The organism is Allosphingosinicella sp., assembly GCF_046295735.1.
GTDB lineage: Bacteria > Pseudomonadota > Alphaproteobacteria > Sphingomonadales > Sphingomonadaceae > Allosphingosinicella.
In genome coordinates, this window is sequence record NZ_JBKBMQ010000018.1 from 15,008 (window position 1) to 36,530 (window position 21,523).

Genomic DNA, 21,523 nt, shown 5'->3' on the forward strand with positions numbered 1-21,523 from the left:
GAAGACAAGAAAGGAGCGGCCTTCGACAAGCTCAGGCCGAACGGGTGTGGGGGGTGCGGGGGCGGGGACGCCGACGCGCGCCTGCCTTTTCAGCGCAGCTTTGCGATCTTGATGCCGTCGGCGCGGGCGCGGTCCTGGACCGATTCCTCGCTGCGGGTGAGCGCCTTGGCGATCGCCTTCAGGCCCATGCCCTTGCCGGCCAGCAGGCGAAGCTTCGCCGCTTCCTCGGGCTTCCAGGGCTGGCGGTGACGGACGAAATCGCCGGCCATCAGCTCGGCCCCGCTCCGGTCTGCCCGCGCCCGTTCATTTGGACGCGAACTGGCCCGGCTCGGCGCCGAAATGCTGCTTGGCGTAAGCGCGCGCGGCGGCGGCGGTCTTGAAGCTTTCCTCGACCGGGATGCTGGTCACCAGCGGATAGCCCTGGCTGTTGTAGCGGGTCTCGCGGACCGTCAGGCGGACGTCGCCGTCGTCCTGCTTGGCGATCAGGAACGGGCGGATCTTTTCTCTCGACATGTCTTGTCTCCTTGGGCGGCGCTGCTCTCGGGCGGCGCGCATGAGGTTCGCTGGGCTGGCGCCGTTCAGCGCCGGAACGACCGACCCGCGCGGCCCGGCCCCTGGCCCGGCGTGCGTTCGCGGAACACGATCCTGCCCTTGGACAGATCGTAGGGCGTCATTTCGACATGGACGCGGTCGCCGACCACGGACCGGATGCGGAACTTGCGCATCTTGCCGGCGGTGTAGGCGATGATGCGGTGGGTGTTGTCCAGCATCACGCCGAACCGGCCGTCGGGCAGGATCTCGTCGATCTGGCCTTCCATGGTGAGCAATTCTTCTTTGGCCATGCGGGCTCCTTCGCTTTGCAAATGATGACGGGCGCGGGGGCACCGCGCGCGGGAGGCGTGGAAGCATGGAAGGAAGAAGAGCGCCCAAAGGCGCATTTCCGTCGCAGGCGACGTCAGCTCCCTTCATGTAGGGGCTCAGGCGTCTGTTTTCAAATGGGACCTCCGGGGGGGGCGGCGTGGCGGGGCACGCACGTCCCTCGGGGACCCACCGGCGTCACCCTGAACTTGGTTCAGGGTCCTGGGTGGGGGCGGCAGGAAGGGGGCGTCGTGGCGCGGGCGCCTCCGCCGCCGTGCGCCCTGCCGCGCTCAGTGCCGCGTCGGGGCTGGATGCTGAAACGAGTTCAGCATGACCTCTCTTCTTCGCGCCTTCGCGTGCACAAAGAAAAAGGCCCCGCGGTCGCCCGCGAGGCCCTTTCCCTGTTCAGCAGATCCGGTCAGTCGTCGTCACGGACCAGGAAGGCGGGGGCGAATTCGGGTTCGCCGCCTTCGTCGTCGCGCTTCGGACGGTCGTCGCGGTCGCGGCGGCGATTGTCGCCCCGGTCGCCGCGCTCGTTCCGGTCGCCGCGCTCGCCGCCGCGTCCGCCGCGATCGCCGCGGTCGCGTCCGCCGCGGCCCTCGCCGTCACGCCGACGGCCACGGTCGCCGCGGTCGCCGCGCTCGCCACGGTCACGGTCGCCGCCTTCGCGCGGCTCGCGCTTGGGACGGGTGTCCTCCAGCTCGGCGCCGGTCTCCTGGTCGACGACACGCATCGACAGGCGCACCTTGCCGCGCTGGTCGATCTCCAGCACCTTCACCTTGACTTCCTGGCCCTCGGACAAAGCGTCCGCCACCTTCTCGACCCGCTCGTTGCGGATCTCGGAGACGTGGACCAGGCCGTCGCGGCCGCCCATGAAGTTCACGAACGCGCCGAAATCGACGATGTTGACGACCTTGCCGTTGTAGATCTTGCCGACTTCCGGCTCCTCGACGATCCCCTCGATCCAGCGGCGCGCCGCCTCGATCTGTTTGACGTCGGACGAGCTGATCTTGATCACGCCCTCGTCGTCGATGTCGACCTTGGCGCCGGTCTCCGCGACGATCTCGCGGATCACCTTGCCGCCGGTGCCGATGACGTCGCGGATCTTCGACTTGTCGATCTGCATCGTCTCGATGCGCGGCGCGTGCGCGGAAAGCTCCTGGCGGGTGGCGCCGAGCGCCTTGGCCATTTCGCCGAGGATGTGGGCACGGCCTTCGCTGGCCTGCGCCAGCGCGACCTTCATGATCTCCTCGGTGATGCCGGCGATCTTGATGTCCATTTGGAGCGAGGTGATGCCCTTCTCCGTGCCGGCCACCTTGAAGTCCATGTCGCCGAGATGGTCCTCGTCGCCCAGGATGTCGGAGATGACCGCGAAGTCGTCGCCTTCCTTGATGAGGCCCATCGCGATGCCCGACACCGGCCGCTTGAGCGGGACACCGGCATCCATCATCGCGAGGCTGCCGCCGCACACCGTCGCCATCGACGACGAGCCGTTGGACTCGGTGATGTCGGCGAGGACGCGGATCGTGTAGGGGAATTCGTCATGGCTCGGCAGCACGGCGTGGAGCGCGCGCCAGGCGAGCTTGCCATGGCCCACTTCACGCCGGCCCGGAGCCCCGAACCGCCCGACTTCACCGACCGAATAAGGCGGGAAATTGTAGTGGAGCATGAAGCGCTCGTAGGACAGGCCGGTCAGGCCGTCGATCATCTGCTCGCTGTCCTTGGTGCCCAGCGTCGTCGTGCAGATCGCCTGGGTCTCGCCGCGGGTGAACAGGGCCGAGCCGTGGGTGCGCGGCAGGAAGCCGACCATCGCGTCGATCGGGCGGACCGTCTTCGTGTCGCGGCCGTCGATGCGGCGGCCGTCCTTGAGGATGGCGCCGCGCACGATCTCGGCCTCGAGCTTCTTGACCAGCTTGCCGGCGACCAGCTGCTGCTGCGGATCCGCTTCGGCAAAGGCTTCCTTCGCCTTGTCGCGGGCCGCGTTCAGCATCGCGGAGCGCTCGGACTTGGAGGTCGTCTTGTAGGCGGCGGCGATGTCGTCGCCGATCAGGTCGCGAAGCTTCTGCTTCACTTCCGACGTGTCGGTCGCCTCGGCGAGCTCCCAGGGCTCCTTGGCGGCCTGTTCGGCGAGCTTGATGATCGCCTCGATCACCTTCTGGCATTCGCGGTGGGCGTACATGACCGCGCCGAGCATGACGTCCTCCGAAAGCTCCTTGGCTTCGGATTCGACCATCATCACGGCATTGTGGGTACCCGCGACCATCAGGTCGAGATCGCCCTCGCGGATCTGCTCGAGCGTCGGGTTCAGAATATAGTCGCCGTCCTGATAGCCCACGCGCGCGGCGGCGATCGGGCCCATGAACGGGATGCCGGACAAAGTGAGCGCGGCGGAGGCCGCGATCATCGCCAGCACGTCGGGCTCGTTCTCGCCGTCATAGGACATGACGTGGGCGATCACGAGGACCTCGTTGTAGAAGCCTTCCGGGAAGAGCGGGCGGATCGGCCGGTCGATGAGCCGGCTGGTGAGCGTTTCCTTTTCGGTCGCTCCGCGCTCGCGCTTGAAGAAGCCGCCCGGGATGCGCCCGGCGGCCGAGAATTTTTCCTGATAGTGAACGGTGAGCGGGAAGAAGTCCTGCCCCGGCTTCACGTTCTTGGCGGCGGTGACGGCGCACAGCACCACGGTTTCGCCGAGGGTCGCGAGCACCGCGCCGTCGGCCTGGCGGGCGACGCGGCCCGTTTCGAGCGTGAGGGTCTTGCCGCCCCACTCGATTTCCACTTTCTTCATGTCGAACATTTGATTTCCTTCCGTCCGGCCGCCCCATGCGGCCGGGGCCTGTGATCCGGGCATCCGGCCCGGCTTTGGGTCCAGTCGACCCGCCTGGCTCCGCCGGATTGCGGACGCCAGATGTGCGAAGCGGCCCCGCAGGGCCGCCTCGACTTTACTTGCGAAGGCCGAGCTTCGCGATGAGATCGGTGTAGCGGCTTTCGTCCTTGCCCTTCAGATAATCGAGCAGCGAACGGCGCTTGTTGACGAGCATCAAAAGGCCGCGGCGGGAATGGTTGTCCTTGGCGTGGCTCTTGAAGTGCTCGGTGAGATTGGTGATGCGCTCGGTGAGGATCGCGACCTGCACTTCGGGCGAACCGGTGTCGCCGGTGCCGCGGCTGTGTTCGGTGATCAGTTCCTGCTTGCGCTCAGCGGTGATCGACATCGTCTTCCTTTCATCTAGAGGTTGAAGCCGCGCACCACCCGGAGCTCCGGGCCTTCGGCTTCCACCAGCGCGACCGGCACATCCTGGTCGATCGCGAGATGGAGCCCCGGCTTTGCGGCGATCCCGATCAGTCTTCGCCCCTGGCGGAGCGCCCTTGCCTGATCGGGGGAGACGGAGAGAGCCGGGATGTCGTCCAGCCCCGCCGTCAGCGGCAAGAGTGCGTTTTCAAGCCGCCGGTCCCTAGCGAGTTCCGCCAATTTGTCCAGCGAAATCGCCTGTTCCAGCGTGAACGGCCCGGCCTTCACCCGCCGCAGCATGGCGACATGGCCGACCGTCCCCACCGCCCGGGCGATGTCCCGCGCCAGCGAACGGATATAGGTGCCCTTCGAGACGCGGGCGAACAGGGTGATCTCGTCCAGCTCCTCCCCTGCAAGGGGAGGGGGACCAGCCGAAGGCTGGTGGAGGGGGGGCGGAGCGTGGCACGACCCCCCCTCCACCACGCTGCGCGCGGTCCCCCTCCCCGTTCCGGGGAGGATATGGAGGTCGTGCACCGTCACGCGCCGGGCCTGCATTTCCACCGCCGCGCCTTCGCGGGCGAGGTCGTAGGCGCGGCGGCCGTCCACTTTCAGCGCCGAAAAAGCGGGCGGGATCTGTTCGATCTCGCCGGTGAAGCGGGGCAGGGCCGCCTCCAGCGCCGAGACGGTGGGACGCGCCCCGGAGCGGGCCGCCACCTGGCCTTCCGCGTCAAGCGTGTCGGTCTCCTCGCCGAAGCGGATGGTGAACGCATAGGCCTTGTCGGCGTCCAGCATCCGTCCGCTGAGCTTGGTCGCCTCGCCGAGCGCCACCGGGAGCACGCCCGAGGCGAGCGGGTCGAGCGTCCCGCCATGGCCGACCTTGACCTTGGGATAGCCACCCTCGCGCAGCGCCCGCTTCACCGCGGACACGATCTGCGTCGAGCCCGGCCCCACCGGCTTGTCGATCACCAGCCAACCGTGCACGGATCAGCCTTTCTTTAACCCGCCCGCCGGGGCAACGAGAGGCGGAGTTGGCGTTGCTCGGCTTCGCGCAGACGTTCGACGAAGTGGCGGCGGCACAAGGCGACGTAGCGGTCGTTGCCGCCGATCTCGGTCTGCTCGCCGGCCGCCAGCGCGTGGCCGTCCTCGTCGACGCGCAGGTTCATGGTCGCCTTGCGGCCGCATTCGCAGATCGCCTTCAGCTCCACCAGCGCGTCGGCGAGCGCGAGCAGGTTGGCGCTGCCGGGAAAGAGATTCGCCTGGAAGTCGGTGCGCAGCCCGTAGGCGAGCACCGGTATGTCGAGATCGTCGCAGACGGAGGCGAGCTGCATCACCTGCGCCCGCGAGAGGAACTGCGCTTCGTCGACCAGCACGCAGTCCACCCGGCGCTTCTTCAGCTCCTCCTCGATCGCGCGGCGCAGGTCGGTCTCCGGTTCGAAGGCGTGCGCCTCGGCGGTGAGGCCGATGCGGGAGGCGATGGTGCCGACGCCGGCGCGATGATCGAGCGCCGCCGTCCACAACATGGTCGCCATGCCGCGCTCGCGATAGTTGAAGTCCGCCTGCAGAAGCGTGGTCGATTTCCCCGCATTCATCGAGGCGTAGTAGAAATAGAGCTTGGCCACCGTCGCACCCCCGTCTTCCGGTGCTACCGCCCGGCCGCGCGCCCCTCAAGCCATTCGTCGCGAAGGATCGAGAAGAGCACGGTGTCGCGGACATGGCCGGTCCATGTGATCCGGTCCTGCCGGATCACGCCCTCGCGCACCCCGCCGATCTTCGCCATCGCCGCCTGGCTGCGGGCGTTGCGGGCGTCGACCCGGAACTCGACCCTGCGTACGCCGCAGTCGAAGGCGCGCGCCAGCATCATGTCCTTGGCGCGTCGGTTGAAGCCGGTGCCGCGCAGATGCGGCCGATAATAGGTGTTGCCGATCTCCAGCACCTGTCGCTCCGGATCGATGCCGAGGAAGGCGCTCATGCCGGCGAAGGCATCGCCGTCGAACAGCACGAACAGCAACCGGTCCGGCCGGGAGAGCAGCCGGTCGAGCGTGTCGTCGAACCGCGCGGGATCGAAGCTCCAGGCATAGATCGGCCAGATGTCGAGGTCCTCCGCGCAGGCGGCGCGCAGGGCTTCGCGATGCGCTTCGGAATAGGGCTCGGCCCGGCAGCCCTCGCCGGTCATCGGCCGCGCCAGCGCCTCGATCATTCCTCGCCGAGATCCTGCGCGACGTGGGGCGCGCGGAGCAGGCGGTCGATGTGGCTGCCCTCGTCGAAGCTTTCGTCCGCCACGAACTTCAGCATGGCGGCATATTTGGTGTTGACGCGCCTCGCGACCTCGCCGCGCAGATAGCGCACGTTGCGCTTCAGCGCGCCGATCACCTCGGCCTCGTCGGCGCCGAGCAAAGGCTTCACGAACACGGTCGCGTGTCGCAGGTCCGGCGACATCCGGACTTCGGTCACCGATACGCTGTGGCTGGCGAGCACGTCGTCGTGAACGTCGCCGCGCGTCAGGATGTCGGACAGCGCATGGCGCACCTGCTCGCCGACGCGAAGCAGGCGGACCGAGCGGCCTTCGGGCGTTTCGTTGTGGCGTGCCATCTCAGATCACCAGCGCCAAGGGCAGGAGCAGGACGGCAAACACCGGGATGCAGCCGACCAGCCAGCCGGAAGCCTTGTCGGCCTTGCGGTCGAACTCCGCCTGCTCGCGTTCCTCCTCCTCGCGTGTCACAGCGTGCGCGCGCGCTCCTCGACTTCGAAGACTTCGAGATGGTCGCCCGCCTTGATGTCGTTCGTGTCCGCCAGCAGCACGCCGCATTCCAGGCCGGCGCGGACTTCCGCCACGTCGTCCTTGAAGCGCCGGAGCGAGGAGATGGTCGTCTTGGAGACGATGACGTCCTCGCGGGTGAGGCGGGCGTGGAGGCCCTTGCGGATGACGCCTTCCAGCACGAGGAGGCCCGCGGCCTTGTCCCTCTTGCCGGCCGGGAAGACCTCCTTGACCTCGGCGCGGCCGAGCACGGTCTCGACGATCTCCGGACCGAGTTCGCCCGCCATCGCCTGCTTCACCCAGTCGGTGAGGTGGTAGATGACGTCGTAATAGCGGAACTCGACGCCGGTGCGCTCGGCGATCTCGCGCGCCTTCGCGTTGGGCCGGACGTTGAAGCCGATGATCGGCGCGCTGGACGCGCTCGCCAGCGTCACGTCGCTCTCGGTGATCGCGCCGACCGCCGAATGCAGCACGCGCACCCGGATCTCGTCGGTCGAGATGCGATTGAGCGCGTTGACGATCGCCTCGACCGATCCCTGCACGTCGCCCTTGACGACCATCGGGAATTCCTTGGTCATGCTCGCCTTCGAAGCGAACATGTTCTCGAGGCTGACCGGCGCGGCGGTGGTCCGCTTGCGGTCCAGCAGGCCCTGGCGATAGGCGGCGACCTCGCGGGCGCGGGCCTCGTTCTCGACCACGGTCAGGACGTCGCCCGCCGACGGCACGCCGGACAGGCCGAGCACCTCGACCGGAACGGACGGACCGGCTTCCTTCACCTGGCGGCCCTTGTCGTCGATCATCGCGCGGACCTTGCCGGCGATCGGCCCGGCGACGAACACGTCGCCGACCTTCAGCGTGCCGCGCTGGACGAGGACGGTCGCGACCGGGCCGCGGCCCTTGTCGAGCTTGGCCTCGACGACGGCGCCTTCGGCGGCGCGGTCCGGGTTCGCCTTCAGCTCCAGGATCTCGGCCTGGAGATTGATCGCGTCGAGCAGGCCGTCGAGATTGGTCTTCTTGAGCGCCGACACTTCGACGTCCTGGACGTCGCCGCCCATCTGTTCGACCACGATCTCGTGCTGCAGCAGCTCCTCGCGGACCTTCTGCGGATTGGCGCCGGGCTTGTCGATCTTGTTGATCGCCACGATCATCGGGACGCCGGCCGCCTTGGTGTGGTTGATCGCCTCCACCGTCTGCGGCCGCAGCCCGTCGTCGGCCGCGACCACCAGCACCACGATGTCGGTCACGTTGGCGCCGCGCTGCCGCATCTCCGTGAACGCCTCGTGGCCCGGCGTGTCGAGGAAGGCGACCCGGGACTTGTCCTTCAGCGTCACCTGATAGGCGCCGATATGCTGGGTGATGCCGCCCGCCTCGCCCGACACGACGTCGGCGCCGCGGATCGCGTCCAGCAGGCTGGTCTTGCCGTGATCGACATGGCCCATGATGGTGACCACCGGCGGACGCGTGACCAGCGTTTCCGGCGCATCTTCCTCGCCGCCGATGCCGATTTCGACGTCGGCCTCGCTCACGCGCTTGATGTTGTGGCCGAACTCGGTGACCAGCAACTCGGCCGTGTCCTGGTCGATCGTCTGGTTGACGGTGACGACCATGCCCATCTTGAACAGCGCCTTCACCAGGTCGGCGCCGCGCTCGGCCATGCGGTTGGCGAGCTCGCCGACGGTGATCGCTTCCGGCACCACCACGTCGCGCACCTGCTTGGCGGACGGGCCGGATTGCATGTGCGAACGCTTTTCCTTCTCGCGCGCGCGGCGCAGCGCCGCGAGGCTACGGGCGCGGGCGTCGCCCTCGTCGCCCAGCGCGCGGGTGACGGTGAGCTTGCCCGACTGGCGACGGTCGTCGCGGCCGCGCGCCGGACGAGCGGGTTCGGGACGCTTCGGAGCGGGGGCGTGATGCTTCGGGCGCGCGGGCGCGCGGCGCTCGGCGGCGTCGGCCGTCGGCCCGGCGGTCGCGGCCGGCGCCGCTTCGGGCTCCGGAGCCGCGGCGGCGCGTTCGGCCTCCTCGCGGGCGCGGCGCTCGGCCTCCTCGGCCTGCTGGCGGGCCTCTTCCTCGGCGCGGCGATTCTCTTCGGCGCGGCGCTTCTCGTCCTCGGTCGCGGCCTGGGCTTCGCGATCCTCGCGGCGGCGCGCTTCCTCCAGCGCGTTCAGCCGGGCCTCCTCGGCCTCACGCAGCAGCCGCTCCTGCAGCTCGCGCCGGGCCTGGGCGTCGTTCAGCGGCGGCCGGACGACCGGCTTGGGCGCGGCCGGCGGCGGAGCCTTCGCTGCGGGCGCGGGGGCGGGAGCGGGCGCGGCCTGCTCGGGCTTCGGCGCCTCGGCTTCGCCGGGCCGGCCGAGGATGCGGCGCTTCTTCACCTCCACGACGACGGTGTTGGACCGGCCGTGGCTGAAGCTCTGCTTCACCTTGCCGGTTTCCACCGTGCGCTTGAGGCCCAGCGGCGCGCGCGCTCCGAGTTTCGGCTTGTCAGTCGTCTCGCTCATACTATCCTTCATTCACATCCACAGCCGATACAGCCGCCGCATCCGCAGTCGCGGCGCTTAGCCCAGCATCACGTCCGATAAAAGCGGCCCACCGACCGAGCGCGAGGCGCACCCTCTGGGCGGCGGCCCGGTCTATGATTGCGGCATGTACCACATTCTGGCGCCCCAGCGCCAATGACAATATGGTTCTATCCTCCGGAAAAACCACCCCTCGCCGGTCGCCGTCCCCGGCGCGCAAGGCCTGGTCGAGCTTGCGACGGCCGTCCTCGGCGGCGTCGGCGGCGTGGATCAGGAGGTGGACCTCGCCCCGCCGGGCGGCGGTCTCGACCTTTTCCGAGCCGCTGATCAGCGTCCCGGCCTTGGCCTCGAGGCCGAGCCGGTCGAGTGCCGCCTGGCGCAGCGCGGCCTCGATCCGGTCGGAAAGATCGTCGGGCGCGCGGACGGCGCCGGACTTGAAGGCGCGGGCGAGCGCGGCCTTCAGCCGCCCCTTCGCCAGCGCCGCTTCGAGTTCGCCGCGGCCGACGCCGATCCAGGCGCCACGGCCCGGCGCCTTGCCGCGGACGTCGGGCAGCACTTCGCCGTCCGGCGACAAAGCGAGCCGCACCAGCGTCTCCGGCGTGCCGTGCGTCCGCGTCAGGATGCAGGTGCGTTCGGGGGCGTGGGAGCCCCTCCTTTTGGGCGAGGCGGGTTCGGTGCCGGCATCGGCGGGAGAGTGCCCTTCTACCGGCTCCACACCCAGCCCCTCCCCCGAAGGAGAGGGGCTTCGCTTCAGTCGTCCCGGCCGATCATTGTGGGGTTTCCGCAACCGCGTCCTCCCCCTCATCCTCGAACCAGTGCGCGCGGGCGGCCATGATGATCTCGTTGCCCTGCTCGTCGCTGAGGCCATATTCGGCGAGCACGCCGCCTTTGTCCTCCGGCCGGTTCGATTCGCGCTGGCGGCGCTGCTCGGGCCGCTTCTTGGCGACCAGCTCGTCGGTGGCGAGATCGGCGAGATCGTCCAGCGTCTTGATGCCCGCCTTGCCCAGCGTCACCAGCATCTGCTCGGTGAGATAGGGCATCTCGGCCAGCGCATCCTCGACCCCCAGCGCGCGACGCTCTTCGCGGGCCGCTTCCTCGCGCCGCTCCAGCGCCTCGGCGGCGCGGCTCTGCAGCTCGGCCGCCAGCTCGTCGTCGAAGCCCTCGATCGAGGCGATCTCGTCCGCCTCGACATAGGCCACTTCCTCGAGCGCGCCGAAGCCTTCGGCAACCAGCAGCTGCGCCAGCGTCTCGTCGACGTCCAGCTCCTCCTGGAACATGGTCGAACGCTCGATGAATTCGCGCTGGCGCTTCTCGGAGGCGTCGGCCTCGGTCATGATGTCGATCGCCTTGGCGGTGAGCTGGCTGGCGAGGCGGACATTCTGGCCGCGGCGGCCGATGGCGAGGCTGAGCTGATCGTCGGGGACCACCACCTCGATCCGGTCCTCTTCCTCGTCGATCACGACGCGGGCGACGGTCGCCGGCTGCAGCGCGTTGACGACGAAGGTCGCAAGGTCGGGCGACCAGGGGATGATGTCGATCTTCTCGCCCTGCATCTCCTGAACCACCGCCTGGACGCGGCTGCCCTTCATGCCGACGCAGGCGCCGACCGGATCGATCGAGCTGTCGTGGGACAGGACGCCGATCTTGGCGCGGCTGCCCGGATCGCGCGCGGCGGCCTTGATCTCGATGATGCCGTCGTAGATTTCCGGCACTTCCTGCGCGAACAGCTTCTTCATGAAATCGGGATGCGCGCGGGAAAGGAAGATCTGCGGGCCGCGGTTTTCGCGGCGGACGTTGAGGATCAGCGAGCGGACCCGGTCGCCGACGCGCACCACTTCGCGCGGGATCTGCTGGTCCCGGCGGATGACGCCTTCGGCGCGGCCGAGATCGACCACCACGTGGCCGAACTCCACCCGCTTCACGACGCCGGTGATGATCTCGCCGACCCGGTCCTTGAACTCCTCGAACTGGCGCTCGCGCTCGGCGTCGCGGACCTTCTGGAAGATGACCTGCTTGGCGGCCTGGGCCGCGATCCGGCCGAACTCGATCGGCGGCAGCGGATCGACGATGAAGTCGCCGACATTGGCGCCCGGCTGCAGCTTCTGCGCGTCCTTGAGGCTGACCTGCTTGAAATAATCTTCGACGTCCTCGACCACCTCGACGACGCGCCACAGGCGGAGGTCGCCGCTCGTGGGGTCGAGCTTGGCGCGGATGTCGTTCTCGGCGCCGTAGCGGGCACGGGCGGCGCGCTGGATCGCGTCCTCCATCGCCTCGATGACGATGGTGCGGTCGATCAGCTTCTCGCGCGCGACCGAATCGGCGATGGCGATCAGCTCCGCCTTGTTGGCGGACACGGCGCCGGGAGCTGCGGTGGTGGCCATGGTGGTTAGTCCTCTACCTTGATGGAATCGGCGCCATCCGCGCTGAGCGGGGCGGTCGCCGCGATGAGTTTGTCGGTCATGACGAGCTTGGCGGAATGGATCGCGGCGAAGGGGAGGGCGGCCGCGCCCAGGCCCGGCACGTCGATAAGGACGTCCGCGCCTTCCGTTCCGCGCAGCTCGCCGTTGAACTGCTTGCGCCCCTCGAGCTTCTCGGCGAGCGTGATGCGGGCCTCGTGGCCCGTCCAGTCGTCGAAATCCTTGAGGCGGGTCAGTGGCCGGTCGATGCCGGGGGAGGAGACTTCCAGCCGGTAGGAGCCCGGAATCGGATCCCGGCCTTCCTCTTCCAGCCGGTCGAGCAGGTCGGACAGGCGCCGCGACAGCTCCGCGCAATCCTCTAGGCTGAGCTGGCGGGTGTCAGGCCGCTCCGCCATCACCTGCAGCGTCGGGTCGGACGTGCCGCCCATCATCTTGACGCGCACCAGGTCGAAGCCGAGCGCCTTGGCCTCCGGCTCCATCAGTTCGTGAATCTGGGCGATGTCCGCCACGCGCGCTCCAACAGCAAAAGCTTCCCGCCGCCGGCCCCGACCCCCGGGACCAGCCTCAACGATCTGACGATGTCGAGAAAGGCACCGCGCATATAGGCTGGCCGGCGCATGGGAGCAAGTCCGAAAGGCTCAGTCCTCACCGGTGCCGAGAATTCCCGCAAGGTCGCGCTTGGTGTGCAGGACGCGTACGATTTCTACCCGATCGCCACTTTCCTCATAGAAGATCAGGTACGGAAAACGGTCGACGGGACGGCTGCGCAGTCGCGGCATTCCGAGCGCCTCTCCCAGCCGCGGAGAGCCGGCGCCAGGCCGTTCGCCTAATTTTCCGATCGCCTCTTCCACCGCGCCCAAGAAGCGGCGAGCGATGTCGGCTCCAGCCTCGTCTTCGTAATGATCGGATGCTGCGATGATGTCGTTTCGGGCGGCACGACGGCGCAGGACCGGCTTTGCGGTCAATTCGCTCCCCGACGCCCGATCCGGTCGCGCAATCCGTCGAAGAACTCCTTGTCGGCCGGCCCCTCCAGCGGCGAGGCGAGGCCTTCGAGCAGCAGGTTGCGCACGCGTGCCCGGTCATGCTCGCGCCGCACCAGGTCGCGCAGAAATTCGTCGCTGGAGCCGAAACCGCGGTCGGCGGCCTCCGCTTCGAGGAAGGCGGCGAGCGAGTCGGGCAAGGTGACGCTGACCGTGGCCATGGCCGGAGAATGGGCCTTTCCGGAGCGCTTCGCAAGCCGGGTGCTTGACTTCGGCGGGCGAGGAAGGTGGGGTCGGGGGAAGGAGAACCGACGATGCAGCTTTCCCTGATCCTCGCCCTGGCCGCGCTCGATCCGGCCGCTTCCGTGCTCCCCGCGCCGCCGCCGCCCGCCGCGGCGAGCGAGGCGGAAATGCCGCGGATCGGAGTGGAGGAGGCGCGGCGGCTGATCGCCGAAGAGGGGGCGCTGCTGCTCGACGTGCGCGAGGCGCAGGAACTGGCCGAGCAGGGCAAGCTGAGAGGCGCCGTCCACGTGCCGCGCGCCCGCGTGGCCGAGCGGGCGGATCCCGCGCATCCGGACTTCCTTCCGGAATTCCGGACCGACCGGCCGATCGTCGTCTATTGCGGCACCGGGCGCAGGGCGGCGATGGCGGGAGCGGTGCTGCTCGGCCTCGGCTATCAGCGCCTCTACAATCTCGGCGGGTTCCGCGAGGCCGCGGCGGCGGGATTCGAGACGGAGGCGAACTGAGCGGCGCCTATTCGGCGGCTTGTTCGGCCGCGCTCTTGATCAAGGTGTTGATCTGGCGGCTGGTGAAGCTGCCGCCGAGATGTTCGGGGATGCGGGTATAGCCTTCCTGCTTCAGCCGCACCTGCAGATCGCGCATGTCCCGGCAATCGCCCGAGCCCGCCAGTTCGAAGGCGCGCTCCATGATGTTCTTTTCGTTCATGCCGCCCGTCTAACAGGTTTCGGCCGATGGCGCCAATCGGGGCGGCCGCGGGTGCCCGCGAGGGTCCGCCGCCTCAGTCCTCGCGCGGCCGGCGGCCGAGATAGAGATAGGAGGGGTCGAACTCGCCGGCCCGGGCGAGGCCCTCCCAATCGAGGATCGCGACCCGACGGTCCCGGAATTCGACCAGCCCCTCCTCGCGCAGCTGCTTCAGCATGCGGTTCACATGGACCGGGGTGAGGCCCATGCATTCGGCGATGTCGCCCTGCGTCACCGCGAGGTCGTAGCCGTCCCCGTCCGCGAGGCCGACCAGCTCCAATCGCGCCCGAAGCTCGCAGAACAAGTGGGCGATGCGCGCATAAGCGGTGCGGCGGCCGAGCGACAGCTCCCATTCGCGGTGGATGGCGGCGTCGAGATTGGTGCCGAACCAGTAGAGCCGGGCGAGGTGCGGAAACGCCTCGGTGATCTCCCGCAGCCGCGCGTGCGGCACGCTCGCGACCCGGCAGTCGGTGAGCGTGATCAGATTGTGGTCGAGCTGCTTCAACGTGAAGCCGTGGACGTCCACGAAGTCGCCGGCGACATTGAGTTCGCTGATCTGGCGCTCGCCGTTGCGCAGATCCTTGGCGCGGCACATGATCCCGTCGAGCAGCAGGGTCGCGGCGGTGAGCGGGTCTCCGGCCCGGACGTAGACCTGGTCCGCGCTCACCTCCTTCACGTCGGCGACGGCGGACCGGATCGCCTGCTCCTCCTCGTCGGTCAGATCGTCCCGGGCGCGCAGCTTCATCAGATGCCGCTCGATCATGGCCGCGCCTCTTCGCGCCGGCGGACCTGGATCGCCTCGTCATACTGGACGGTGAAGAGGACGCCCCCGTCGCCGCCGGCCACGTCCAGCCGGCCGCGCAGGTCGACCTCGCCGCTCTGCGCCTCCTCGCTGACGATGGAGCGGATGCCGCGCAAGGCTTCCCTGCGCGCGGCGTGGATGTCGGGGAGCTCCTGTCCTTCTTCGTCGAAGCTGGACCCGGAGCCGTTATGGGTATGGAAGTAATAGCGGGGCATGGCGGGCTCAACGCCGCTCAGCCGCCTCGGCTCCGCTGCTTGGCCGATCTTCCGCGCCTGTTCACCGAAACCCGCGCCCGCCGCGGGCTCAGCGGTGGCCCCAGGGGGCAGGCGGCGGCGCGATCGGGCGGGTGAGATCGAAGTCGACCCGGAAGAAGCGGCCCGGGCGGCGCAGCTCATAGGCGAACAGCCGGCCCGGCTCGACCTCCATCGCCCAGACGTTGGGGACTGACTGCGGGATGTTCTGCCGGATGAACATTTCCCGGGAGAAAGCGTCGGCGGGGAATTCCTGGCGCCGGGCGGTGCCGTGATCGGCGGTGTCGCCGCCATATTGGGTGAGCGCGTCCTCGCTGCCGTCCTCGTGGCGATGATCGTGCTTCAGCCGCAGCCCCTCGCGGGTGCGGGTGATCACCCAGGTGCGCGACCGGTCCTCGCCGACATGAAAGGGGATCTTCACCTCGTCGCGGCTGCATTCGCGGACATGCATCACGAGCCGCCGACCGGCGAAGGCGGCGTCCGCTTCCACCGGCGGGCTGGCGATGCGCCCTTCGAAGGCCTGTCCGCACAAGGCGTTGAGCCGCGCCATGAACTGAGCCTGCGGGTCGGGCGGCGGGACGGTGGCGCAACTGGCGAGCGCCAGCGCGGCGGCTATGGGGGCGGCGATCCTGGTCATGACGTCAGCTTAGGCGCAAAGCCGCGATCAGTTCCAGCCCCGCAGCGCCCTTTCCTCGGCGCGGATGCGGACGAACAGCACCGCCGCGTTGAGGACCGAGAAGAGGATGGCGATGTCGACCAGCCCGAAGGCGAGCGGCAGCAGCGCGATTTCGCCCGCGACGATCCAGTAGTTCGGATGGCGCACCAGCCGGTACGGGCCGCGCGCGACCAGCGGCGCGCCCGGGAGCACGATGATCCGCGTCGTCCAGCGATCGCCGAGCGTCGCGAGCACCCACAGGCGCGCGAGCTGAAGGAGGACGAACAGGGCCACCGGGAGCCAGGCGACGTCCCGCCCCGGCGCCAGCAGCCACAGCGCCGCCAGCCAGCCGGCATGGACGAGCACGATCAGCGGGTAGTGGCCCGGCGCATGCTCCTGTGCCCCTTTCGCCAGCAGCCGCCTGGTGTTGCGCCGCGACAGGACGAGCTCGCCGAGCCGCTGCAGCGTCACGAAAGCGAGGATGAGGACGGCGGTCACCGCACCGGCTCCAGCATCAGACCGCTCAGGGTGAAGCCGGGGCCGAGCGCGAGCATCAGCGTCGGCGCCGAAAGGCCGCGCGCGAGCAGGCGTTCGAGGACGAAGAGCACGGTCGGCGCCGACATGTTGCCATGGTCGCGCAGCACCGCCCGCTCGTCGGCCAGCGTGCAGGCCGCGAGGCCGAGGCTCGCCTCCAGCGCCTCGATCACCTTGGCGCCGCCCGGGTGGCAGCACCACGCCCGCGCCTCGCCGACCTTGTCCTCGATGGCGCGAACGCCTTCGGCCAGATGGGCTTCGATGAACGGCGGGATGGCCCGGTCGAAGACGACGCCCAGGCCCGGATCCTCGACGTCCCAGCCCATGATGCCGAGCGTCCCCGGCCACAGCCGTTCCGCGCCGGCGCCGATCCGCGCCAGTCCGCCGCCCTCGCCGCTCCGCACCAGCGCCGCTGCCGCGCCGTCGCCGAACAGAGCGGTGGCGACGATGTTGGCCTTGCTGAGCTTGTCGAGCCGCATCGCGACCGAGCAGAGCTCGACGGTGACGAAGAGCACCGTCTTGCCCGGCCGCTCCGCCGCCAGCCGGGCGGCGAGAGCGAGGCCGGTCACGCCGCCCGCGCAGCCGAGGCCGAAGACCGGCACCCGCTCGGCATCGGCGCGAAAGCCCATCCGCGCCGCCGCCCGCGCCTCGAGGCTGGGCGTCGCGATGCCGGTGGTGGAGACGGTGACGAGGCAATCGACCGCGTCCGCCGCCACGCCCGCCGCGGCGAGCGCCTTCCCCGCCGCTTCGGCATAGAGCGTGTCGGCGGCGTCCAGATAGGCCGCGTTGCGCGCCTCCCAGCCACGTTCGGTCTCATACCATTCGGGCGGGCGGATCAGGTGGCGCGCGCCGATGCCGGCATTGTCGAACACGCCGGACAGGCGGTCGAACAAGGCGGTGCGTCCGCCGAACAGGCGTGCGGCGACCTGTTTGGCTTCCTCCTGTCCGATCCGGTGGGGCGGCAAAGCGGTCGCGAGGGAGAGAAGCACCATCGGCGCGGCTCTAGTCGGTTTCAAGACGGGTTCCGATACGGCAGATGGTCGATCTTGACGAACAGACGCCGGGTCCCGAGAGTCGTTCCGACATCCACAGCATCGGAGACCGCCATGCGCTTCCTACGCCACGCCGCCTTGCCCGCCCTCGCTCTTGCCGGCTGCAACGGCGCCGGAGAAAGCGTGGCCGCGAACAATGCGGCGACGGCGCAGGGCGGGCAGGCGACCCGCACCCAGGTGGTGGCGCCCGAACCGACGCAGAACCTGCCGTTCGAGGTGCAGGAGATCGCGCGCTTCTCGCAGCCCTGGGCCATGGCCTTCATCCCGGACAGCCCCTACGCCTTGATAACCGAAAGAGGCGGCGCGCTGAAGCTGTGGCAGCCGGACGGGGAAGTGATGGACGTGGCCGGGGTGCCGGCCGTCCAGGTCGGCGGCCAGGGCGGGCTCGGCGACGTCGTCCTCCATCCCCAGTTCGGGACCAACAATATCGTCTATCTGAGCTATGCCGAACCCGGGCCGAACGGGACCAGCGGCGCGGCGGTCGGTCGCGCGCGGCTGAATCTGGAGGGCGATCAGCCGCGGCTGGACGGGTTCCAGGTGATCTGGCGCCAGCATCCGAAGATGGAGGCGCGGCTCGGCCATCTCGGTCATCGCCTCGCTTTCTCGCCGGACGGGCAGCATCTGTTCATCACCAACGGCGACCGGCAATCCTTCGACCCGGCGCAGGACAACAGTCAGCATCTCGGCACCATCGTGCGGATCACGCCGGACGGCGGCACCCCGTCCGACAATCCGTTCGCGGGCCAGGGCGAGGTCGCCTCGCAGATCTGGAGCTACGGCCACCGCAACCCGCTCGGCCTCGCCTTCGACACCGCCGGCAATCTGTGGAGCCACGAAATGGGTCCGCGCCACGGCGACGAGTTCAACCTCATCCTGCCGGGCCGCAATTACGGCTATCCGGTCGTCTCCTGGGGCGATCATTATGACGGCGCCCGCATCCCCAATCCCGACACGCGGCCGGAGTTCGAACAGGCGAAGATCGCCTGGGTCCCGGCGATCTCGCCGGCGGGGATGATCGTCTATCGCGGCGACCTGTTCCCGCAGTGGCGCAACAGCGCCTTCTTGGGCGGCCTGTCCGGCCGGGTATTGGTCCGGGTCGCGCTGCAGGGCACCGAGGCGCGGGTCGCCGACACCTGGGACATGGGCCAGCGCATCCGCGAAGTGGAGGAAGGGCCGGACGGCGCGATCTACGTGCTGGAGGACGAGCGCAACAACCAGGGCGGGCGCCTGCTCAGGCTGACGCCGCGCGGCTAGCGGGCCGCGCCCATCAGGCGCGGCGGTAGCGGAAGTACCAGACTTCGTGGCCCTTGCGGCGGGCCTTGGCTTCGTAGCGCGTCTCCGGCCAGCCGCCGGGGCGCGTCAGGAAGTCGCGGGCACTTTCCGCCAGCCATTCGAAGTCGCGGCGCTGGTTCATGATCATCATCGACCAGCGGCAATAGGTCGGATCGTCGGTGCCCAGCCGGAATTCGCCGCCGGGCTGCAGCTTGGCGGCGATGACGTCGAGCGGGCCATGATTGACCATGCGCCGCTTGGCATGCCGCGCCTTCGGCCAGGGATCGGGGTGGAGCAGGTAGACGAAGCGCAGGCTCGCGTCGGGCAGCCGCTCCAGCACGTCGAGCGCGTCGCCCATGTGGAGCCGGACGTTGGCGAGCCGCCGCTCGCGGATGTGGGCGAGCGCGCCGACCACGCCGTTCAGGAACGGCTCGGCGCCGATGAAGCCGTGATCGGGCAGCAGGTCGGCGCGGTAGGCGAGATGCTCGCCGGAGCCGAAGCCGATCTCGAAATGGAGCGGCCGGTCCTCGCCGAACAGGGTGCGCGAATCGATCGGCCCTTCCTCGGGGACGCTCAAGGCCGGGAGCAGCCGCTCGACCAACTCGGCCTGGCCCTGGCGGAGCTTGTGGCCGGAGCGGCGGCCGTAAAGGCGGCGGATGGTGGACGGGTCGGAGCGTTCGGGGGCGGACATGGCGGCCCCTATCGCCGCAATCGCGCGTTCAGCCAAGCGCCTCTAGCTTCGTCGGCGCCGATCCAAGGGAGACCGGTCGATGATCCGCCACCTCCTCGCCCTTCCGCTGCTCCTCGCCGCCGCGCCGGCCGCGGCGACCGCCGGCTGGTCCTGCCGCGCGACCGCGCCGGTCGGCGTCACGCTCGACATCGTCGCGGGCACCGGCTCCCCGGGCGGGCTCGTCGGGGCGACGCTGCGCGACGGCGCGGTCCGCCGCTCCACCTTCGACGGCGGGCTGCGGATCGGCCAGAGCTGGATCGACGAGCACAGCCTGCTGCTCGACCTGCTGGACGGCGCGGGCGGCGAGCGGGTGGCGCGGCTGCGCGTCACCGTCCGGGGCGAACTCGGCCGCCGGGCGCCTGCCGGATCGCTGGAATATGGCGGGCGCATCCACCGGATCGCCTGCGTGCCCGAAGGCTGAGGCCGCTTACTTGAACTTGTCGGCGTAGGCCTGCAGCCGCAGCCTGGGTTCGGCGGCGGGGACGACATGATAGTCGATGCCCTCGCGTTCGGCGTAACGCTGTGCGTCTTCCAGCGTGTCGAAGCCGATCGACACCTGCGCCTGCGTGTCCGCGCCGCCGGACCAGCCGGTCAGCGGATCGGGCCGCTTCGGGCTCGTCGATTCGAATTCCAGCACCCAGGTGCCCGCGCGGGCGCGGCCCGACTGCATGGCATTTTTCGCCCGCTGGTAGATACGTGCCGGCATCATTGGCTCCTTCGCCGCCGCCGATGCCCAAAAGCCGGTGCGGAATCAAGCGTCCCACGGACGCGCTGTCTTGCGCGACACGGCCGAAGCGGCGAAGAGGCCGTTCATGCCCGATCCGCAGATCCCCGCCGCCCTGCGCGAAGCCGCGCTCGTCTCCAAGGCCTGGCCCTATGAGGAGGCGCGCAAGCTCCTGAAACGCTACCCGGACGGTCCGGGCGACAAGGGCGTCCTGTTCGAAACCGGCTACGGCCCGTCGGGCCTGCCGCATCTCGGCACTTTCCAGGAAGTGGCCCGCACGCTGATGGTGCGCCGCGCGCTGAAGGAGATGGCGGACTGGCCGAGCCGCCTCATCGCCTTTTCCGACGACATGGACGGCATGCGCAAGGTGCCGCCGGGCGTGCCGCACCAGGATATGATGCACGCGCATCTCGACCAGCCCTTGTCGAGCGTGCCGGATCCGTTCGGCTGCGGCCATGCGAGCTACGCGGATCACAACAACAATCTGCTGAAGGAATTCCTCGACCGCTTCGGTTTCGACTATGAATTCCTCGCCGCGTCCGACTGCTACCGTTCGGGACGGTTCGACGAGACGCTGCGCCAGGTGCTGCGGCGCTACGACCAGATCATGGACGTGATGCTCCCGACGCTGCGGGAGGAGCGGCGCAAGACCTATTCGCCCGTGCTTCCGATCAGCCGGACCAGCGGCAAGGTGCTGCAGGTCCCGGTCGAGGTGGTGGACGCCGAGGCGGGGACGGTGCGCTACACCGATCCGGAGAGCGGCGAGACGGTGGAGCAGTCGATCCTGTCCGGCGGCGCCAAGCTCCAGTGGAAGGTCGACTGGGCGATGCGCTGGGTCGCGCTCGGCGTCGATTACGAAATGGCGGGCAAGGACCTCATCGACTCGGTCATCCAATCGTCCAAGATCGCCCGCATCCTCGGCGCCCGCCCGCCGGAAGGCTTCAACTACGAGCTGTTCCTCGACGAGAATGGCGAGAAGATTTCGAAGACCAAGGGCAACGGCGTCACAATCGACGAATGGCTGACCTACGCGCCGCAGGAGAGCCTCAGTTTCTACATCTACCGCGAGCCGAAGAAGGCGAAGCAGCTGTCCTTCGGCATCATTCCCAAGGCGGTGGACGAATATCACCAGTTCCTGGCCGCCTATCCGGCACAGGAATGGGACAAGCGGCTCGGCAATCCGGTCCACCACATTCACGCCGGCAACGTGCCCGAGGCGCGGCTTCCGATCAGCTTCGCGCTTCTCCTCAACCTCGTCGCCGTCGCCTCTAGCGACGACAAAGACCTCTTGTGGGGTTTCGTCGAGCGCTACCGGCCGGGCGTCACCCGCGCGGCCTATCCGGAGCTCGACGCGCTGATCGACCATGCGCTGATCTACTTCCGCGACTTCATCGCCGGCTCGCTCCGCCGCCGCGCGCCGGACGCGAAGGAGACGGAGGCGCTGCGCGATCTCGACGCGCGCCTCGCCGCGCTGCCCGCCGGCGCCGATGCTGAGGCGATCCAGTTCGAAGTCTATGAAACCGGCAAGGCGCACGGCTTCGAAAATCTGCGCGACTGGTTCAGGGCGCTCTACGAAACCCTGCTCGGCTCCAGCCAGGGCCCGCGCATGGGCAGCTTCATCGCCCTCTACGGAATCGACAACAGTCGGCGGCTGATCGCCGAGGCGCTGGATTCATAGTTCAGTCCTCCCTGTCGCCGCAGGCGATGGGGAGGGGGACCGCACGAAGTGCGGTGGAGGGGCTTTCCGGCGCTGCTTGCCCCTCCACCGGGCTGCGC

28 protein-coding genes are annotated in these 21,523 nt (G+C 69.1%); 4 read left to right on the top strand and 24 right to left on the bottom strand.

Annotated features, from left to right (window positions below; translation table 11 throughout):
• Positions 1 to 89: 89 nt before the first annotated feature.
• The 16 genes from ACK4K7_RS14915 to ACK4K7_RS14990 form a co-directional block, all read right to left on the bottom strand.
• Positions 90 to 269: a hypothetical protein gene (locus ACK4K7_RS14915; RefSeq protein WP_431867199.1), complete on the bottom strand. Its 180-nt coding sequence runs from the start codon at positions 267 to 269 to the stop codon at positions 90 to 92.
• Between the two features lie 34 nt (positions 270 to 303).
• A complete protein-coding gene (locus ACK4K7_RS14920; protein ID WP_431867201.1) occupies positions 304 to 513 on the bottom strand; it encodes a hypothetical protein in 210 nt (69 codons plus the stop codon).
• 65 nt (positions 514 to 578) lie between these two features.
• Positions 579 to 842, bottom strand: a complete 264-nt coding sequence (infA, locus tag ACK4K7_RS14925) for a translation initiation factor IF-1 (RefSeq protein WP_431867202.1) — start codon at positions 840 to 842, stop codon at positions 579 to 581.
• A 434-nt stretch (positions 843 to 1,276) separates the two neighbouring features.
• A complete protein-coding gene (gene pnp / locus ACK4K7_RS14930; RefSeq protein WP_431867203.1) occupies positions 1,277 to 3,652 on the bottom strand; it encodes a polyribonucleotide nucleotidyltransferase in 2,376 nt (791 codons plus the stop codon).
• A 145-nt stretch (positions 3,653 to 3,797) separates the two neighbouring features.
• Positions 3,798 to 4,067, bottom strand: coding sequence for a 30S ribosomal protein S15 (gene rpsO, locus ACK4K7_RS14935; protein WP_431867204.1), 270 nt, complete (start codon positions 4,065 to 4,067; stop codon positions 3,798 to 3,800).
• A gap of 14 nt (positions 4,068 to 4,081) precedes the next feature.
• On the bottom strand, positions 4,082 to 5,065 hold the full coding sequence (gene truB, locus ACK4K7_RS14940; protein ID WP_431867206.1) for a tRNA pseudouridine(55) synthase TruB: 984 nt from the start codon (positions 5,063 to 5,065) through the stop codon (positions 4,082 to 4,084).
• A 14-nt stretch (positions 5,066 to 5,079) separates the two neighbouring features.
• Complete coding sequence (locus ACK4K7_RS14945; protein ID WP_431867207.1) at positions 5,080 to 5,703, bottom strand: thymidine kinase; 624 nt, start codon at positions 5,701 to 5,703, stop codon at positions 5,080 to 5,082.
• A 23-nt stretch (positions 5,704 to 5,726) separates the two neighbouring features.
• Positions 5,727 to 6,281 carry a GNAT family N-acetyltransferase gene (locus ACK4K7_RS14950; protein ID WP_431867208.1) on the bottom strand — a complete coding sequence of 185 codons (555 nt, stop codon included), beginning with the start codon at positions 6,279 to 6,281 and terminating at the stop codon, positions 5,727 to 5,729.
• Complete coding sequence (rbfA, locus tag ACK4K7_RS14955) at positions 6,278 to 6,673, bottom strand: 30S ribosome-binding factor RbfA (protein ID WP_431867209.1); 396 nt, start codon at positions 6,671 to 6,673, stop codon at positions 6,278 to 6,280. Before rbfA ends, ACK4K7_RS14950 begins: the two co-directional genes overlap by 4 nt.
• A gap of 1 nt (position 6,674) precedes the next feature.
• Positions 6,675 to 6,803, bottom strand: coding sequence for a hypothetical protein (locus tag ACK4K7_RS14960; RefSeq protein ID WP_431867211.1), 129 nt, complete (start codon positions 6,801 to 6,803; stop codon positions 6,675 to 6,677).
• The gene (gene infB / locus ACK4K7_RS14965; RefSeq protein WP_431867213.1) at positions 6,800 to 9,331 is read right to left on the bottom strand and encodes a translation initiation factor IF-2; all 2,532 of its coding nucleotides are present in this window, start codon (positions 9,329 to 9,331) and stop codon (positions 6,800 to 6,802) included. Before infB ends, ACK4K7_RS14960 begins: the two co-directional genes overlap by 4 nt.
• Position 9,332: 1 nt before the next feature.
• Positions 9,333 to 10,064, bottom strand: a complete 732-nt coding sequence (locus tag ACK4K7_RS14970) for a DUF448 domain-containing protein (protein ID WP_431867214.1) — start codon at positions 10,062 to 10,064, stop codon at positions 9,333 to 9,335.
• A gap of 52 nt (positions 10,065 to 10,116) precedes the next feature.
• Positions 10,117 to 11,730 carry a transcription termination factor NusA gene (gene nusA / locus ACK4K7_RS14975; RefSeq protein ID WP_431867216.1) on the bottom strand — a complete coding sequence of 538 codons (1,614 nt, stop codon included), beginning with the start codon at positions 11,728 to 11,730 and terminating at the stop codon, positions 10,117 to 10,119.
• Between the two features lie 5 nt (positions 11,731 to 11,735).
• Positions 11,736 to 12,245 carry a ribosome maturation protein RimP gene (gene rimP, locus ACK4K7_RS14980; protein WP_431867296.1) on the bottom strand — a complete coding sequence of 170 codons (510 nt, stop codon included), beginning with the start codon at positions 12,243 to 12,245 and terminating at the stop codon, positions 11,736 to 11,738.
• 159 nt (positions 12,246 to 12,404) lie between these two features.
• On the bottom strand, positions 12,405 to 12,731 hold the full coding sequence (locus ACK4K7_RS14985; protein WP_431867218.1) for a type II toxin-antitoxin system RelE/ParE family toxin: 327 nt from the start codon (positions 12,729 to 12,731) through the stop codon (positions 12,405 to 12,407).
• The gene (locus ACK4K7_RS14990) at positions 12,728 to 12,967 is read right to left on the bottom strand and encodes a ribbon-helix-helix domain-containing protein (RefSeq protein ID WP_431867220.1); all 240 of its coding nucleotides are present in this window, start codon (positions 12,965 to 12,967) and stop codon (positions 12,728 to 12,730) included. The genes ACK4K7_RS14985 and ACK4K7_RS14990 overlap by 4 nt, the downstream gene beginning before the upstream one ends.
• A 93-nt stretch (positions 12,968 to 13,060) precedes the next feature.
• Between ACK4K7_RS14990 and ACK4K7_RS14995 the strand changes: the two genes are divergently transcribed.
• The gene (locus ACK4K7_RS14995; RefSeq protein WP_431867222.1) at positions 13,061 to 13,492 is read left to right on the top strand and encodes a rhodanese-like domain-containing protein; all 432 of its coding nucleotides are present in this window, start codon (positions 13,061 to 13,063) and stop codon (positions 13,490 to 13,492) included.
• Between the two features lie 7 nt (positions 13,493 to 13,499).
• On the opposite strand, the gene ACK4K7_RS15000 is transcribed toward ACK4K7_RS14995, so the two are convergent.
• The 6 genes from ACK4K7_RS15000 to ACK4K7_RS15025 all read right to left on the bottom strand — a co-directional run bounded on the left by ACK4K7_RS15000 (position 13,500) and on the right by ACK4K7_RS15025 (position 16,961).
• On the bottom strand, positions 13,500 to 13,691 hold the full coding sequence (locus ACK4K7_RS15000; protein WP_431867224.1) for a hypothetical protein: 192 nt from the start codon (positions 13,689 to 13,691) through the stop codon (positions 13,500 to 13,502).
• 73 nt (positions 13,692 to 13,764) lie between these two features.
• A complete protein-coding gene (locus tag ACK4K7_RS15005) occupies positions 13,765 to 14,490 on the bottom strand; it encodes a Crp/Fnr family transcriptional regulator (RefSeq protein ID WP_431867226.1) in 726 nt (241 codons plus the stop codon).
• On the bottom strand, positions 14,487 to 14,744 hold the full coding sequence (locus ACK4K7_RS15010; RefSeq protein WP_431867228.1) for a DUF6894 family protein: 258 nt from the start codon (positions 14,742 to 14,744) through the stop codon (positions 14,487 to 14,489). Before ACK4K7_RS15010 ends, ACK4K7_RS15005 begins: the two co-directional genes overlap by 4 nt.
• Before the next feature lie 88 nt (positions 14,745 to 14,832).
• Complete coding sequence (locus tag ACK4K7_RS15015) at positions 14,833 to 15,417, bottom strand: hypothetical protein (protein WP_431867230.1); 585 nt, start codon at positions 15,415 to 15,417, stop codon at positions 14,833 to 14,835.
• 27 nt (positions 15,418 to 15,444) lie between these two features.
• Positions 15,445 to 15,933 carry an isoprenylcysteine carboxyl methyltransferase family protein gene (locus ACK4K7_RS15020; RefSeq protein WP_431867231.1) on the bottom strand — a complete coding sequence of 163 codons (489 nt, stop codon included), beginning with the start codon at positions 15,931 to 15,933 and terminating at the stop codon, positions 15,445 to 15,447.
• Positions 15,930 to 16,961, bottom strand: a complete 1,032-nt coding sequence (locus ACK4K7_RS15025) for a type III polyketide synthase (protein WP_431867233.1) — start codon at positions 16,959 to 16,961, stop codon at positions 15,930 to 15,932. The genes ACK4K7_RS15020 and ACK4K7_RS15025 overlap by 4 nt, the downstream gene beginning before the upstream one ends.
• A 114-nt stretch (positions 16,962 to 17,075) precedes the next feature.
• On the opposite strand from ACK4K7_RS15025, the gene ACK4K7_RS15030 reads away from it, so the two are divergent.
• Positions 17,076 to 18,275: a PQQ-dependent sugar dehydrogenase gene (locus ACK4K7_RS15030; protein ID WP_431867235.1), complete on the top strand. Its 1,200-nt coding sequence runs from the start codon at positions 17,076 to 17,078 to the stop codon at positions 18,273 to 18,275.
• Between the two features lie 13 nt (positions 18,276 to 18,288).
• Here the strand turns inward: ACK4K7_RS15030 and trmB are convergent, their stop codons facing one another.
• On the bottom strand, positions 18,289 to 18,984 hold the full coding sequence (gene trmB / locus ACK4K7_RS15035; protein WP_431867237.1) for a tRNA (guanine(46)-N(7))-methyltransferase TrmB: 696 nt from the start codon (positions 18,982 to 18,984) through the stop codon (positions 18,289 to 18,291).
• A 79-nt stretch (positions 18,985 to 19,063) separates the two neighbouring features.
• Between trmB and ACK4K7_RS15040 the strand changes: the two genes are divergently transcribed.
• Complete coding sequence (locus ACK4K7_RS15040) at positions 19,064 to 19,444, top strand: hypothetical protein (protein WP_431867239.1); 381 nt, start codon at positions 19,064 to 19,066, stop codon at positions 19,442 to 19,444.
• A 6-nt stretch (positions 19,445 to 19,450) separates the two neighbouring features.
• Here ACK4K7_RS15040 and ACK4K7_RS15045 read toward each other — a convergent pair whose 3' ends face one another.
• On the bottom strand, positions 19,451 to 19,732 hold the full coding sequence (locus ACK4K7_RS15045) for an ETC complex I subunit (protein WP_431867241.1): 282 nt from the start codon (positions 19,730 to 19,732) through the stop codon (positions 19,451 to 19,453).
• A 103-nt stretch (positions 19,733 to 19,835) separates the two neighbouring features.
• Between ACK4K7_RS15045 and ACK4K7_RS15050 the strand changes: the two genes are divergently transcribed.
• Complete coding sequence (locus ACK4K7_RS15050) at positions 19,836 to 21,425, top strand: lysine--tRNA ligase (protein ID WP_431867297.1); 1,590 nt, start codon at positions 19,836 to 19,838, stop codon at positions 21,423 to 21,425.
• The last annotated feature ends 98 nt before the right edge of the window (positions 21,426 to 21,523 follow it).

What these genes read in the sequence shown, in the direction of transcription:
- ACK4K7_RS14915 (WP_431867199.1), bottom strand. Translation starts at nt 269, where the DNA reads ATGGCCGGCGATTTCGTCCGTCACCGCCAGCCCTGGAAGCCCGAGGAA.
- ACK4K7_RS14920 (WP_431867201.1), bottom strand. Translation starts at nt 513, where the DNA reads ATGTCGAGAGAAAAGATCCGCCCGTTCCTGATCGCCAAGCAGGACGAC.
- infA (WP_431867202.1), bottom strand. Translation starts at nt 842, where the DNA reads ATGGCCAAAGAAGAATTGCTCACCATGGAAGGCCAGATCGACGAGATC.
- pnp (WP_431867203.1), bottom strand. Translation starts at nt 3,652, where the DNA reads ATGTTCGACATGAAGAAAGTGGAAATCGAGTGGGGCGGCAAGACCCTC.
- rpsO (WP_431867204.1), bottom strand. Translation starts at nt 4,067, where the DNA reads ATGTCGATCACCGCTGAGCGCAAGCAGGAACTGATCACCGAACACAGC.
- ACK4K7_RS14950 (WP_431867208.1), bottom strand. Translation starts at nt 6,281, where the DNA reads ATGATCGAGGCGCTGGCGCGGCCGATGACCGGCGAGGGCTGCCGGGCC.
- rbfA (WP_431867209.1), bottom strand. Translation starts at nt 6,673, where the DNA reads ATGGCACGCCACAACGAAACGCCCGAAGGCCGCTCGGTCCGCCTGCTT.
- infB (WP_431867213.1), bottom strand. Translation starts at nt 9,331, where the DNA reads ATGAGCGAGACGACTGACAAGCCGAAACTCGGAGCGCGCGCGCCGCTG.
- nusA (WP_431867216.1), bottom strand. Translation starts at nt 11,730, where the DNA reads ATGGCCACCACCGCAGCTCCCGGCGCCGTGTCCGCCAACAAGGCGGAG.
- rimP (WP_431867296.1), bottom strand. Translation starts at nt 12,245, where the DNA reads ATGGAGCCGGAGGCCAAGGCGCTCGGCTTCGACCTGGTGCGCGTCAAG.
- ACK4K7_RS14990 (WP_431867220.1), bottom strand. Translation starts at nt 12,967, where the DNA reads ATGGCCACGGTCAGCGTCACCTTGCCCGACTCGCTCGCCGCCTTCCTC.
- ACK4K7_RS14995 (WP_431867222.1), top strand. Translation starts at nt 13,061, where the DNA reads ATGCAGCTTTCCCTGATCCTCGCCCTGGCCGCGCTCGATCCGGCCGCT.
- ACK4K7_RS15000 (WP_431867224.1), bottom strand. Translation starts at nt 13,691, where the DNA reads ATGAACGAAAAGAACATCATGGAGCGCGCCTTCGAACTGGCGGGCTCG.
- ACK4K7_RS15005 (WP_431867226.1), bottom strand. Translation starts at nt 14,490, where the DNA reads ATGATCGAGCGGCATCTGATGAAGCTGCGCGCCCGGGACGATCTGACC.
- ACK4K7_RS15010 (WP_431867228.1), bottom strand. Translation starts at nt 14,744, where the DNA reads ATGCCCCGCTATTACTTCCATACCCATAACGGCTCCGGGTCCAGCTTC.
- ACK4K7_RS15015 (WP_431867230.1), bottom strand. Translation starts at nt 15,417, where the DNA reads ATGACCAGGATCGCCGCCCCCATAGCCGCCGCGCTGGCGCTCGCCAGT.
- ACK4K7_RS15025 (WP_431867233.1), bottom strand. Translation starts at nt 16,961, where the DNA reads ATGGTGCTTCTCTCCCTCGCGACCGCTTTGCCGCCCCACCGGATCGGA.
- ACK4K7_RS15030 (WP_431867235.1), top strand. Translation starts at nt 17,076, where the DNA reads ATGCGCTTCCTACGCCACGCCGCCTTGCCCGCCCTCGCTCTTGCCGGC.
- trmB (WP_431867237.1), bottom strand. Translation starts at nt 18,984, where the DNA reads ATGTCCGCCCCCGAACGCTCCGACCCGTCCACCATCCGCCGCCTTTAC.
- ACK4K7_RS15040 (WP_431867239.1), top strand. Translation starts at nt 19,064, where the DNA reads ATGATCCGCCACCTCCTCGCCCTTCCGCTGCTCCTCGCCGCCGCGCCG.
- ACK4K7_RS15045 (WP_431867241.1), bottom strand. Translation starts at nt 19,732, where the DNA reads ATGATGCCGGCACGTATCTACCAGCGGGCGAAAAATGCCATGCAGTCG.
- ACK4K7_RS15050 (WP_431867297.1), top strand. Translation starts at nt 19,836, where the DNA reads ATGCCCGATCCGCAGATCCCCGCCGCCCTGCGCGAAGCCGCGCTCGTC.